The organism is Mesorhizobium carmichaelinearum, assembly GCF_900199455.1.
Taxonomy (GTDB): domain Bacteria; phylum Pseudomonadota; class Alphaproteobacteria; order Rhizobiales; family Rhizobiaceae; genus Mesorhizobium; species Mesorhizobium carmichaelinearum.
Genome location: NZ_FZQR01000003.1, coordinates 555,036 through 567,500, shown reverse-complemented (window position 1 = coordinate 567,500; position 12,465 = coordinate 555,036). Strand labels below are relative to the sequence as shown.

The 12,465-nt window shown below is 62.3% G+C and carries 11 protein-coding genes, 1 tRNA gene and 2 rRNA genes (1 of these 14 cut by a window edge); 6 read left to right on the top strand and 8 right to left on the bottom strand.

What is annotated here, in order from left to right; genetic code table 11:
* The 3 genes from CKW40_RS09410 to CKW40_RS09400 all read left to right on the top strand — a co-directional run.
* A 23S ribosomal RNA gene (locus tag CKW40_RS09410) occupies positions 1-2,120 on the top strand; it begins 680 nt to the left of the window's first position.
* Between the two features lie 197 nt (positions 2,121-2,317).
* A 5S ribosomal RNA gene (gene rrf, locus CKW40_RS09405) occupies positions 2,318-2,432 on the top strand.
* Positions 2,433-2,673: 241 nt separating this feature from the next.
* Positions 2,674-2,750, top strand: a tRNA-Met gene (locus CKW40_RS09400).
* A gap of 267 nt (positions 2,751-3,017) precedes the next feature.
* Here the strand turns inward: CKW40_RS09400 and CKW40_RS09395 are convergent.
* Positions 3,018-3,935, bottom strand: coding sequence for a LysR family transcriptional regulator (locus tag CKW40_RS09395; protein ID WP_095199635.1), 918 nt, complete (start codon positions 3,933-3,935; stop codon positions 3,018-3,020).
* Positions 3,936-4,075: 140 nt separating this feature from the next.
* On the opposite strand from CKW40_RS09395, the gene CKW40_RS09390 reads away from it, so the two are divergent.
* Both CKW40_RS09390 and CKW40_RS09385 read left to right on the top strand, forming a co-directional pair.
* On the top strand, positions 4,076-4,714 hold the full coding sequence (locus CKW40_RS09390) for a DsbA family protein (protein WP_095199751.1): 639 nt from the start codon (positions 4,076-4,078) through the stop codon (positions 4,712-4,714).
* A gap of 38 nt (positions 4,715-4,752) precedes the next feature.
* Entirely contained in the window at positions 4,753-5,364 is a 612-nt protein-coding gene (locus CKW40_RS09385; protein WP_095199634.1) for an NAD(P)-dependent oxidoreductase, read from the top strand.
* On the opposite strand, the gene CKW40_RS09380 is transcribed toward CKW40_RS09385, so the two are convergent.
* A complete protein-coding gene (locus tag CKW40_RS09380; RefSeq protein ID WP_095199633.1) occupies positions 5,365-5,862 on the bottom strand; it encodes a hypothetical protein in 498 nt (165 codons plus the stop codon).
* Positions 5,843-6,118 (bottom strand): hypothetical protein, encoded by a 276-nt coding sequence (locus CKW40_RS09375; RefSeq protein WP_095199632.1) that lies wholly within the window; start codon positions 6,116-6,118, stop codon positions 5,843-5,845. Before CKW40_RS09375 ends, CKW40_RS09380 begins: the two co-directional genes overlap by 20 nt.
* 179 nt (positions 6,119-6,297) lie before the next feature.
* Here CKW40_RS09375 and CKW40_RS09370 point away from each other — a divergent pair, with 179 nt between their 5' ends.
* On the top strand, positions 6,298-7,080 hold the full coding sequence (locus tag CKW40_RS09370; RefSeq protein ID WP_095199631.1) for a DeoR/GlpR family DNA-binding transcription regulator: 783 nt from the start codon (positions 6,298-6,300) through the stop codon (positions 7,078-7,080).
* 56 nt (positions 7,081-7,136) lie between these two features.
* Here the strand turns inward: CKW40_RS09370 and CKW40_RS09365 are convergent, their stop codons facing one another.
* The 5 genes from CKW40_RS09365 to CKW40_RS09345 are packed head-to-tail and all read right to left on the bottom strand — an operon-like array spanning position 7,137 to position 12,465.
* Entirely contained in the window at positions 7,137-8,213 is a 1,077-nt protein-coding gene (locus CKW40_RS09365) for an ABC transporter ATP-binding protein (protein ID WP_095199630.1), read from the bottom strand.
* Entirely contained in the window at positions 8,210-9,010 is an 801-nt protein-coding gene (locus CKW40_RS09360) for an ABC transporter permease (protein ID WP_095199629.1), read from the bottom strand. The genes CKW40_RS09365 and CKW40_RS09360 overlap by 4 nt, the downstream gene beginning before the upstream one ends.
* Before the next feature lies 1 nt (position 9,011).
* Positions 9,012-9,872 carry an ABC transporter permease gene (locus tag CKW40_RS09355; RefSeq protein WP_095199628.1) on the bottom strand — a complete coding sequence of 287 codons (861 nt, stop codon included), beginning with the start codon at positions 9,870-9,872 and terminating at the stop codon, positions 9,012-9,014.
* A gap of 59 nt (positions 9,873-9,931) precedes the next feature.
* On the bottom strand, positions 9,932-10,936 hold the full coding sequence (locus CKW40_RS09350) for an ABC transporter substrate-binding protein (protein ID WP_095199627.1): 1,005 nt from the start codon (positions 10,934-10,936) through the stop codon (positions 9,932-9,934).
* Positions 10,937-10,995: 59 nt separating this feature from the next.
* Positions 10,996-12,465: an aldehyde dehydrogenase gene (locus CKW40_RS09345; RefSeq protein WP_095199626.1), complete on the bottom strand. Its 1,470-nt coding sequence runs from the start codon at positions 12,463-12,465 to the stop codon at positions 10,996-10,998.

Here is a 12,465-nt window from a genome sequence, read left to right as displayed (position 1 = left end):
TGAACAGGGCGTTCAGTTCGTCGCATTAGACCCGAAACCGAGTGATCTAGCCATGAGCAGGTTGAAGGTAAGGTAACACTTACTGGAGGACCGAACCCATAACTGTTGCAATAGTTCGGGATGACTTGTGGCTAGGGGTGAAAGGCCAATCAAACTCGGAAATAGCTGGTTCTCCGCGAAATCTATTTAGGTAGAGCGTCGACCGAATACCCCAGGGGGTAGAGCACTGGATGGGCTAGGGGTCCTCACCGGATTACCAAACCTAACCAAACTCCGAATACCTGGGAGTACTAGTCGGCAGACACACGGCGGGTGCTAACGTCCGTCGTGAAAAGGGAAACAACCCTGACCTACAGCTAAGGTCCCCAAGTTATGGCTAAGTGGGAAAGGATGTGAGGATCCCAAAACAACCAGGATGTTGGCTTAGAAGCAGCCATCATTTAAAGAAAGCGTAACAGCTCACTGGTCTAAATAAGGGTCTTTGCGCCGAAAATGTAACGGGGCTAAAGCCATACACCGAAGCTTAGGGTTCGTGAGCAATCACGAGCGGTAGCGGAGCGTTCTGTAAGCTGATGAAGCCATACCCGTGAGGGGTGGTGGAGGTATCAGAAGTGCGAATGCTGACATGAGTAACGTAAGGGGAGTGAGAGACTCCCCCGCCGAAAGACCAAGGGTTCCTGCTTAAAGCTAATCTGAGCAGGGTTAGCCGGCCCCTAAGACGAGGCGGAAACGCGTAGTCGATGGGAACCACGTTAATATTCGTGGGCTTGGAGGTAGTGACGGATCATTGAGGTAGTCCAATCTTATCGGATTGAACGGGCTGCTGCGTGGTTCCAGGAAATAGCTCCTCCTTATAAACCGTACCCGAAACCGACACTGGTGGTCTGGTAGAGTATACCAAGGCGCTTGAGAGAACTATGCTGAAGGAACTCGGCAAATTGCACGCGTAACTTCGGAAGAAGCGTGACCCTTTTCTGCGCAAGCAGAGGAGGGTGGCACAGACCAGGGGGTAGCGACTGTTTATCAAAAACACAGGGCTCTGCGAAGTCGCAAGACGACGTATAGGGTCTGACGCCTGCCCGGTGCTGGAAGGTTAAGAGGAGGGGTGCAAGCTCTGAATCGAAGCCCCAGTAAACGGCGGCCGTAACTATAACGGTCCTAAGGTAGCGAAATTCCTTGTCGGGTAAGTTCCGACCTGCACGAATGGCGTAACGACTTCCCCGCTGTCTCCAGCATAGACTCAGTGAAATTGAATTCCCCGTGAAGATGCGGGGTTCCTGCGGTTAGACGGAAAGACCCCGTGCACCTTTACTATAGCTTTACATTGGCATTCGTAGTGGCATGTGTAGGATAGGTGGTAGGCTTTGAAACCTGGGCGCCAGCTCAGGTGGAGCCACCCTTGAAATACCACCCTTATTACTATGGATGTCTAACCGCGGCCCGTTATCCGGGTCCGGGACAATGTATGGTGGGTAGTTTGACTGGGGCGGTCGCCTCCTAAAGAGTAACGGAGGCGCGCGATGGTGGGCTCAGAACGGTCGGAAATCGTTCGCTGAGTGCAATGGCATAAGCCTGCCTGACTGCGAGACTGACAAGTCGAGCAGAGACGAAAGTCGGTCATAGTGATCCGGTGGTCCCGCGTGGAAGGGCCATCGCTCAACGGATAAAAGGTACGCCGGGGATAACAGGCTGATGACCCCCAAGAGTCCATATCGACGGGGTTGTTTGGCACCTCGATGTCGACTCATCGCATCCTGGGGCTGGAGCAGGTCCCAAGGGTATGGCTGTTCGCCATTTAAAGCGGTACGTGAGTTGGGTTCAGAACGTCGTGAGACAGTTCGGTCCCTATCTGCCGTGGGTGTAGGAATATTGAAAGGATCTGTCCCTAGTACGAGAGGACCGGGATGGACGGATCTCTGGTGGACCTGTTGTGGCGCCAGCCGCATAGCAGGGTAGCTATATCCGGACGGGATAACCGCTGAAGGCATCTAAGCGGGAAACCCACCTTAAAACGAGTATTCCCTGAGAACCGTGGAAGACGACCACGTTGATAGGCCGGGTGTGGAAGAGCGGCAACGCTTGAAGCTTACCGGTACTAATAGTTCGATCGGCTTGATCGTTCTCATTCCTTATGCCCATCTGACAAAGTCAGATGGTCTTACCAGCGCTCACGCATGAGCGGCCCTTACGGGCCTATGCTCCGCGAGGGCGCCGGAAAACCGGCGACGCGCAGTCGCGCTTGCGGGCTTACGCCCGAAAGCCACAAACGTCGCCCTGGCACAAAAAACAGCTTCTCGAACAACGTGCGTTTTGCCGACCTGGTGGTTATGGCGGAGCGGCTGCACCCGATCCCATTCCGAACTCGGCCGTGAAACGCTCCAGCGCTGATGGTACTTCGTCTCAAGACGCGGGAGAGTAGGTCGCTGCCAGGTCTGCTAAACGCACGTTGAACTCACATCCAATCGGATGTCAGTGAAATCTTCTCTCTACGAACAAGGCCCGCCAAGGGACCACGGGCCGCGTAAGCGGCCCTTTCATTTGGTGAGCCATCTACCTATTTGTAAGCCAGCCTATTCGTAGGCCTTGGCTTACGTCCAAAGCAAGCAAACGCTTGCTCAGATCAGCAAGCAAACGCTTGCTTAGTTCGGCAAGCAAACGCTTGCCTAGAGGTGGCGCGGGGTGGAGCAGCCCGGTAGCTCGTCAGGCTCATAACCTGAAGGTCACAGGTTCAAATCCTGTCCCCGCAACCAACATCAAAATCGGCCCGCATCAAGCGGGCCTTTTTTGTATCCCGTCCACACGCCCCAGCCGATCCAAACCCTCAGCAGCGCTCCGCAAACAGGCCTTGCCAGCCGCGGGACAGAAAACTCAAAGCCTCTCCCCAAAACCAACATAAAACGGCCGCATGGCTCCAAGCCAGCGGGCCGTGCGCGTCGGGGGCTGTTAAGTGCATCAGCGCAGGCAGGTGGTTACGTATCAATGTAACTCTTCACTGACATTATGCACTGCATGTCGCTTCACCCCTTGGCGGCGCCGCGCGCCCGCTTTCTCTCGGCCGCCGCCAGCAGGTCGACGAAGGCGCGTACTTTGGCGGGTCTGAAGCGGGCTGGCGGAAACACCGCGTGGATGCCGCCGGTCGGCAAGGTCCAGTCAGCGAATATCCGCACAAGCCGACCCCCGACGATATCCTCATCGACCGCATAGTCGGGAAATATACCCAGACCGATACCGGCCAGCACGCAAGCATAGGCCGCCGGGCTTTTGTCGCAGACGACGACGGGATTGAGTTCGGTCAGCACCGTCTCGCCGTCCCTGGAAAACAGCCATTGGCCGACGCCGCGCAGTTGGGCGTTGCCGACCCAGGCCAATGACCGCGCCTGACGCGGGGTGACGTCGGGCGGCAGGCTTGCAGCGAAAGCCGGGCTCGCCACCACGACCTGCCGTATCGTGCCCAAGCGCCGCGCCTGGTTGGAGGAATCAGTGAGCCAGCCGACGCGGATACCCAGGTCGATCTGCTCATCGACCAGATTGCTCACCGCATCGTCGAAAATCGCCTCGACCCGCATGTTTGGATAGATCTTCAGATATGCCGCCATCACCGGCGCCACTATCCTGGTGCCATAGTCGAGCGGCGCGGTCAGCCTCAGCATTCCGCTTGGCTCAATCGCGCCGTGCGAGATTTCGCCATAGGCCGCCTCCGCCTCGCGCAGGATGATTACCGCCCGGTCATAGAAGAGCCGGCCTTCCTCGGTCGGCGTGACGCGCCGGGTCGTGCGCTGCAGCAGCGTCGCGCCCAACTCCTCTTCGAGCCTGCCGATCTGATGACTGACCACGGCCTTGGCGACGGCGAGCCGGTCCGCCGCCGCCGTGAACGAACCGGTTTCCATCACCGTGGTGAAGTAGACGAGCCGGTTGAGGTTCAGAAGGTCGGCCAAGGCGAGTGCGTTTGTCTGATCTAATCAGACAGGTTGTATTATTGAGTGGCATTTATCGCAAGACTGCCGCCTGCCACATGTGGGCCAAGACATTCGACCGGCCTCGCAGCCGGTATCCCGCAGCAAGAACGGCAGCGATCGTGAGCAATCCAGACGTCACTTACCTTTTCGACCCGCTCTGCGGCTGGTGCTACGGCGCCACGCCGATGCTGGACCGGCTGTCGGCCAATGGCGTGCACATCGAATTGCTGCCGACCGGCCTGTTCTCCGGTGCCGGCGCGCGGCCAATGGATGAGGGTTTTGCCGCCCATGCCTGGGCGAACGACCAGCGTATCGAGCGTTTGACCGGACAGGCATTCACACAGGCCTATCAGCGCAATGTCCTTGGCATCCGCGGCACCTTGCTCGACTCACATGCCGCGACCCTCGGCATCTGTGCCGCCGGCCTCGAAGACTCCAGCCGCCGGCTCACCGCGCTGAAAGCGATCCAGCGTGCGCGCTATGTCGACGGCCGCGATATCGTGACGGTCGATGGTGTCGCTGCCGTGCTCGCCGACGCCGGCATGGCGGATGCCGCAGTCATGCTGAAGAAGCCGAGCGAGACATTGCTGGCAGCTTACCGCGAACTGGTCGGGCGCGGCCGCGCCCTGTTCCAGCGCCTGCATGCCAATGGCGTGCCCTCACTCGCAATTATCCGCAACGATGCGCCCCGGCTCATCGGCTCCAACGCGCTGTTCGGCAGCTTCGACAATCTCCTCGCCCATATCGCGGCGGCGTGATCCCTCCCAACTGACCTCCAACAAGGACTGGAAAAGACATGGCAAAAGTCGCTCTCATTGGCGCATCCGGCGCTGTCGGTTCGCGCCTGCTCAAGGAACTCTCCGACCGTGGCCATACGGTCACCGGTATTGCCCGCAATCCTGAAAAGATTGCCGCCCTGCCTGGTGTGACGGCCAAGAAGGGCGATGTCTTCGACAAGGAAGGCCTCACCGACCTGATCCGCGGCCATGATGTGGTGATCAGCGCCGTGCATTTTCTGGACAGCGACCCCGATACGCTGATCGCCGCCGTGCGTGCCTCCGGCGTCAAGCGCTATCTCATTGTCGGCGGCGCCGGCAGCCTCGAAGTCGCGCCCGGCAAAAGGCTGGTCGATACCCCCGAATTCCCGGCGATCTACAAGGCCGAGGCACAGAAGGGCGCCGACTTCCTCGACACGTTGAAGACCGTCGGCGACCTCGACTGGACCTTCCTGTCGCCTTCCGCCATGTTCATTCCGGGCGAGCGCACCGGCAAATACCGCCTTGGCAAGGACACGCTTCTCGCCTCGGACAAGGGCAGCAGCATCTCCTTCGAGGACTATGCCATCGTCATGGTCGACGAGATCGAGAAGCCTGCCCATGTCAGGCAGCGTTTTACGGTCGGCTATTGATCAACCGGCGGCGGCCGTGTCTCGATCGAGGCCGGCCGACGCCAGCCGCATCAGCGCTTCGCGGACACCGACGCGCCGATAGGTTTCGGTGGCGAGGCCGTCCTGTCTCAGTTCCTGGCGGCGGCGTTCGACAAAGGCGCGTTCGTCGGCGGTCAAATCGTGCTCACGCTTGCGAAGCCAGTCCTGGTAGGACGAATCGAGTTCCTTGACCGGCTTGGCCGCAGTCGAAACCGAAGCCGGCCGGCTGTCGGTGTAGCGCGGCCGCAAGGCGCTGTTGGGATTGTATTCGGTTCGCTTGTCGTTGCCCGAAATGACAAGATCCGGATCCGCAACCCGGCCCGAAGGGCTGTAGACGAAGGCAGAGGCGATGCGGTCGAGCGCCGCATCGACCTCCTTCGGCCGGTGCACCACTTCGCGTGGCGCGCGATCGGGAACGGCCAGCCTTGTGATGCCGCGATCATTGATGGCGTCGAGCACCTCACGGCGCATGCGCGCCATAACCCTTGCCGATGTGGAAGGCATAGATTTCGGGATAGACCGTCAGCTCCGTGCGGCGGCTCGGCTTGACGTCGTAGAAGGCGGTGATGGCGATCTGCAGCAGATGGGTGGCGCCGATGCCGCCAAGCGCGTCGTCGATCACCAGGCCGAACCGGTCATGCGGGTTCCAGTCCGGCAAGGCCTGCGCGATCGAGGCGGGTTTGCCGTCGATCTCGACGTCGAACATATCAGCCTTCAACAATGTCATGACATGCATTGCGGTCTCCGTCGTCTTGCGCCGATTCGTCAGAACATCATCTGATCACCGACGCTTGCGCTTGTCAGCCGGCATCCGGCTTAACCGTTCGGATCGAGGCAGCGCAGCTGGGTCTTGCGAGACGCCTTCCCCATCAGCGTCGGCATGGTTAATAGTGTCGACTTCGCGGAGGATCGATCATGGAGCAAAGCCGGCTATCGAAGAAGGAGCGGCATGCACTCATCCTGTCGGAAGTGCGCCGCTCGGCCTCGATCCGTATCTCCAGGCTCGCTTTGCGCCTGGGTGTCGCCGGCGAAACGATCCGCCGCGACCTGATCGAGCTTGGCGATGCTGGACTGCTCAACCGAACCTATGGTGGCGCGACGATCTCGCTGGTGACATCCGAGCCGGTGATCGCCGAGCGCAGCCAGACTATGATCGAGGAGCGTGCCCGGATCGGGCGTGGCGCGGCCGGACTGGTCGAGAAAGGCCAGATCGTGATGATCGATGGCGGCTCGACGACCTACGAGGTGGCGCGCAGTCTCTCGCAGCTGAAGCGCGAGCTGACCATCATCACCAACTCCATCGGCGTGGCCTCGGTAACTGGCGCCAATCCGACGTTCCGGGTTATCCTGTGCCCCGGCACCTATGACAGCCGCGAAGCCAGCGTGGTCGGTGAGGATACGGTGGAATTCGTCAGGCGCTATAATGCCGATATTGCCATCATCGGGGCGTCGAGCCTGTCCGCGGACGGGCCCAGCGACATGATCTCGGGGGCTGCGGCGGTCAAGCGGGCGATGATCTCTCGCGCGCTGTCAACGGCGCTTGTGGTGACCAACGACAAGTTCGGCCGCAACAGTCTCGAACGCGTCTGCGCGCTCGGCGAGCTTTCTGACATCGTCACCGATCGCGAGCCGCAGCCGGTGCTGCGCGCCGTCATCGAAGCGGCGGGAACGGAACTTCATGTCTTCAGCGGCGACTGAGCGACCGCTGCGGGAGGATCAGTCGCAATCCGACCCCCGCGGAAGGTTTGCAGCCATCAGGCCGGGAACAGGAAGGCCGAAGCGGGATCGAAAAAGATGCGCTGACCTGATGCAATGGCGCTGTCCGCCCCCTCTGCATCAGAGGTTGGCCTGACGTCGATCTCGTCGCCGCCGGCCAGGCGCGCCACGACGCGGCGGCGGTCACCGAAAAAGGCGGTATCGACGATCTCGACGGCCAATGCCGCGTTCGCCGGTCCCGGCGTGAGGCGGAAGGCTTCCGGGCGGACCATCAGCCGGACCTTCTGGCCTTGGCCGAAGGACGTTGTCGTCTTGACGCCGGTCACGATCGAGCCGTCGGCCAGGCGGATCGTTGACGCGCCACCAGTGGTTTGCAAATGCTCGGCCGGCAGGAAATTCGAGTTGCCGATGAAGCCGGCAACGAACTCGCTCGCTGGCCTGAGATAAAGATCCTCGCCGGTGCCGATCTGTTCGATGCGGCCTTCCCTGAACAGAGCGATGCGATCCGAAAGGTGCAGCGCCTCCTCCTGGTCGTGCGTGACATAGAGGATGGTGACGCCGGTCTCGCGGTGGATACGGCGGATCTCGGCCTGGATCTCCTGGCGCAGCTTCTTGTCGAGTGCCGATAGCGGCTCGTCCATCAGGAGGATCGGCGGGTCGTAGGCGAGCGCGCGGGCAAGCGCCACGCGCTGCTGCTGGCCGCCCGACAGCGCGCCCGGAAAACGGTCGGCGAAGTTTTCGAGACGCACCAGCGCCAGCATATCGGCGACCTTGCGCTTGACCTCGCCGTCGGACCGGCGGCGCACGCGCAGCGGAAAGGCGACATTCTCGGCGACGCTCAGATGCGGGAACAGCGTGTAGCGCTGGAAGACCATGCCGATGTTGCGCTTGTGCGATGGCACCGAGAGCAGCGACCTGTCCTCTAGGAGCACATCGCCCGAGCTCGGATCCTGGAAACCGGCGATGGCGTAGAGCGTCGTCGACTTGCCGGAGCCCGACGGGCCGAGGAACGTCAGGAACTCGCCCTTGGGCACATCGATGGTGACGTCATGGACGGCGACGAAGGCGCCGAACGTCTTTCTCACCGCGCGTATGGACAGGAACGGTCGGGTCATCTGGACAATTTTCTGCGAAGGAGTGCGGTCACGGTCATCAGGCAAAGCGTCAGGCCGACGAGCAGGCTGGAGGCGGCGGCGACGACCGGGCTGAGGTCGGCGCGCAGGCTGCCCCAGATCTTCACCGGCAAGGTCTGCAAGGTCGGGCTCGCCATGAAGATCGCCACCACGACCTCGTCCCATGAGGCTAGGAAGGAGAAGATCGCCGCCGAGAAGATGCCGATCCTGATCGACGGCAAGGTGATCCTCAGCCGTGCCTGCAGCGGGCTGGCGCCGCAAACGATGGCCGCGTCCTCGATGGATTTGTCAAAACCCTCGAGCACCGCGGTGATCGGGGTGATGGCAAAGGGCAGCGCCAGGATGGTGTGGGCGATGACGAAGCCGACCGTGGTGCCGGCGAGGCCGATGCGCAGGAAGAAGGCGTAGATGGCGATGGCGAACACGACGACCGGCAGCACCATCGGCGTCAACAGCACCCCGCGCAGGACTTGGCGTCCGCGAAACTCACCCCTGACCAGGCTGAAGGAGGCGAACAGGCCGATGATGACGGCGAGGATGGCGGCCATGGCGGCAATCCGGGCGCTGGTCAGCGCGGCATCGATCCAGCTCGGGTCGGCCAGCAATTGCTGGTACCATTTCAGCGTCCAGCCGGGCGGCGGGAAAGCCAGCCAGTGCGATGAGCCGAATGAGAGGAGCACGATGAAGATTACCGGCAGCAAAAGGAAAGCCGCGACCGCCGCGGTGAAGCCGACAAGCGCCACGCGCAGCCATCCGAGCCGGTCGTAATCGAGCAGCATCTCAGATCCCTCCGCCAGCGCGGCTGGCGCCGACCAGGCGGAGCTGGATCGCGTAGAGCGCCATGGTGACGACGAGCAGGACGAAGGCGGCCGCACTGCCGAGCCCCCAGTTGAGCAATGACTGCACCGTCTGCGCGATCATCTCGGCCAGCATCATGTTGGATGTGCCGCCGAGCAGGGCAGGCGTGACGAAGTAGCCGAGCGACATGACGAAGACCATCAGCCCTCCGGCGGCGATGCCGGGAAGCGACAGCGGCAACAGGATGCGGCGGAAGGCCTCGAACGGGCTCGCGCCGCAAAGGGCCGCGGCGCGAAGCGTCATCGGGTCGATCGCCCTCAGCGTGCCGACCAGCGGCAGGATCATGAAGGGCAGCATGATGTAGACCATGCCGATGGTGACGCCGGCCAGATTGTTGATGAGCGGCAGCGGCTCATGGATGATACCGAGTGCCATGAGCGCCCGGTTGATGACGCCGGTGCGCTGCAGCAGCACCATCCACGCATAGGTGCGGGTGAGAAGGTTCGTCCACATCGACAGGATGATGATGCCGAAGACGATCGAGCCCAGGGCGGGCGGCATGATCGCCAGCATCCAGGCTACGGGAAAAGCCACCACAATGGTGACCGCGGTGACGACCGATGCGACCAGGAAGGTGTTGAGGAACACCCGCACATAGGTGCCGCTGCCGAACAGCGCGGCGTAATTCTGCAAGCCCGGTTCGGGATCGGTGACGCTGCGCAACAGCAAAGCGACCACCGGCACGATAAAGAACAGGCCGACCAGGAGAAGGGCCGGCAAGGCGCTGCCGCTGCCGGCTGGCAGGCCGGCAATCGAGCTGCGTCTAAAGGAACTTCCCTGCATCGAGCGGTCCTGTCTCGAAACGGGGCGCGCAAGCCGCGCCCCGTCGGTCTGCAACGGTGCTACTTGGTCTGCCAGGCATACCAGCGCGTGGCGATCTCGTCGCGATGCTCGGCCCAGTAGTTCATGTCGAGATTGATCTGGCCATCGACATGGGCATCGGGCAGGGCCTTGACGGCATCAGCCGGCATCTCCGCCTTGGCCTTGGTGTTGATGGGGGCATAGCCGCTTGCCTCGGCGAATTTCGCCTGACCGGTCGGGCTTGTGGCGGCGGCGAGGAACTTCATTGCACTGCCCTTGTTCTTCGCGCCCTTCGGCACGACGAGCACGTCGGCGGCGGTGAGGTTCTGGTTCCAGGCGACGCCGACATCGGTGCCATCCTGCTGCAGGGCGAAGACACGCCCGTTCCACAGCTGGCCGAAGGCGGCCTCGCCGGAAGCAATCAGCTGCTGCGACTCGGCACCGCCGCCCCACCAGACGATATCGGACTTGATGGTGTCGAGTTTCTTGAAGGCACGGTCGAGGTCGAGCGGATAGAGTTTGTCCGCCGGCACGCCGTCGGCGAGCAGCGCGATTTCGATGACGCCGGGTGCTGACCATTTGTAGAAGGTCCGCTTGCCGGGAAATTTCTTGGTGTCGAACATGTCGGCCCAGCCGGTCGGTTCGCCCGGGACGGCGCCCTTGTTCCAGGCGAGCACGAAGGAATAATAGAAGCTGCCGACGGCATGCTCATTGCTGAAGCGCGGGTCGAGATCGGCCTTGGGTACGACCGCATAGTCGATCGGCTCCAGCAGCCCGTCCTTGGCAGCCTTTATGGCGAAATCCATTTCCACGTCGACGACATCCCAGGTGACGTTGCCGGCGTCGACCATGGCCTTGAGCTTGCCGTAGTCGGTCGGCCCATCCTGCAGCACCTTGATGCCGGAGCTGGCTTCGAAGGGGGCCGCCCAGGATTTGGTCTGCGCCTCCTGCGTGGTGCCGCCCCAGCTGGTGAACGCCATTTCATCGGCCTTGGCGGCGGTCGCTGCGAGCAGCCCGGCCAGCAGGCCGGTCAAAATCAGTTTCATGTCATTCTCCTCTGTTGGTCTGTTCTTGTTTTTCTCAGTGCACCTGCGTCCCGCGGTTCTCAGCGCATGACGAAGGGATCGGGGATCGGCTCGTCCGAAGTGTTGATCCAGACGGATTTCGAGCGTGTGTAGTCTCTGATGGCGTCGAGCCCGCCTTCGCGGCCGAGGCCCGACAGGCCGTAGCCGCCGAAGGGAACGAGCGGCGATACGGCGCGATAGGTGTTGACCCAGACGACGCCGGCATGGATGTCGCGCGCCATGCGGTGGGCCTTGCCGAGATTGCTGGTGAAGACGCCGGAAGCCAGGCCGAAGGGCGTGTCGTTGGCGAGTGCCAGCGCTTGCGCTTCGGTGTCGAAGGCAAGCACGCTGAGCACCGGTCCGAACAATTCCTCGCGCACGCAGGGCAGATCGCTGCCGCCGGCGTCGATGATGGTTGGTGCGTAATAGAAGCCACTGCCGGCCGGCCGTGTTCCGCCGGTGACCAGCATGCCACCCGCGGCGAGGCTTTCCGCGACCACCTTCTCGATCCAGTCACGTTGCCGCAGCGTGGCGAGCGGACCCATTTCGGTCGCCGGGTCCTGCGGATCGCCGATGCGGATCGCCTCGGCTTTGCGCTTCAGCCTGCCAAGGAATTCATCCTTCACCGAACGCTCGACCAGCAGCCGCGATCCAGCGACGCAGCTCTGGCCGGTCGCCGCGAAAATACCGGCGACGACCGCGTTGGCGGCGCTGTCGAGATCGGCATCGGCAAAGACGACGACCGGGCTTTTGCCGCCGAGTTCGAGCGTGGTGTGGGCAAGGTTCTCCGCCGTGTTCCTGACGATGGCGCGCGCTGTCGACGAACCGCCGGTGAAGGCGACGCGCGAGACCAGCCTGTGGCTGGTCAGGCGCTGGCCGCATTCCTGGCCGAAGCCGGTGAGGATGTTGACGACGCCTGAGGGAAAGCCGGCCTCCTGGACGAGTTCGGCAAAGGCGAGCAGCGGGGCCGGGCCATCCTCGGAGGCCTTGAGCACGATGGTGCAGCCGGCGGCGAGCGCCGGACCGAGCTTGACGGCCGAGAGGAAGAGCTGCGAATTCCACGGCACCACGGCGGCAACGACGCCGATCGGCTCGCGACGGATGGTGACATCGAGATCGGGCTTGTCGATCGGCACATGCGCGCCTTCGTGCTTGTCGGCGAGCCCGCCATAATAGCGGTAGTAGTCGCCGACATAGGCGATCTGGGCGCGGGTCTCGCGGATGATCTTGCCGGTGTCGCGCGTCTCGAGTTCGGCCAGGCGCTCGGCATTGGCGGCGACGAGGTCGCCGAGCTTGACCAGCAGCTTTCCACGCGCCGTGGCTGTCATCGTCCGCCACGGGCCCGAGCGCAACGCGCGGTGCGCAGCCTCGACGGCACGGTCGACATCGGCTTCGCTCGCCGCCGGCATCTTCGCCCAGGCCGCGCCGGTCGACGGGTCGACACTGTCGAACGTGGCGGATGGCTCGTCGAAGCGGCCGTCGATGAAGTTCCTGAAGAGGGCGTCGGTCAT

What these genes read in the sequence shown, in the direction of transcription:
- CKW40_RS09350 (WP_095199627.1), bottom strand. Translation starts at nt 10,936, where the DNA reads ATGAAACTGATTTTGACCGGCCTGCTGGCCGGGCTGCTCGCAGCGACC.
- CKW40_RS09375 (WP_095199632.1), bottom strand. Translation starts at nt 6,118, where the DNA reads ATGCATGTCATGACATTGTTGAAGGCTGATATGTTCGACGTCGAGATC.
- CKW40_RS09385 (WP_095199634.1), top strand. Translation starts at nt 4,753, where the DNA reads ATGGCAAAAGTCGCTCTCATTGGCGCATCCGGCGCTGTCGGTTCGCGC.
- CKW40_RS09355 (WP_095199628.1), bottom strand. Translation starts at nt 9,872, where the DNA reads ATGCAGGGAAGTTCCTTTAGACGCAGCTCGATTGCCGGCCTGCCAGCC.
- CKW40_RS09370 (WP_095199631.1), top strand. Translation starts at nt 6,298, where the DNA reads ATGGAGCAAAGCCGGCTATCGAAGAAGGAGCGGCATGCACTCATCCTG.
- CKW40_RS09345 (WP_095199626.1), bottom strand. Translation starts at nt 12,465, where the DNA reads ATGACCGACGCCCTCTTCAGGAACTTCATCGACGGCCGCTTCGACGAG.
- CKW40_RS09365 (WP_095199630.1), bottom strand. Translation starts at nt 8,213, where the DNA reads ATGACCCGACCGTTCCTGTCCATACGCGCGGTGAGAAAGACGTTCGGC.
- CKW40_RS09360 (WP_095199629.1), bottom strand. Translation starts at nt 9,010, where the DNA reads ATGCTGCTCGATTACGACCGGCTCGGATGGCTGCGCGTGGCGCTTGTC.
- CKW40_RS09380 (WP_095199633.1), bottom strand. Translation starts at nt 5,862, where the DNA reads ATGGCGCGCATGCGCCGTGAGGTGCTCGACGCCATCAATGATCGCGGC.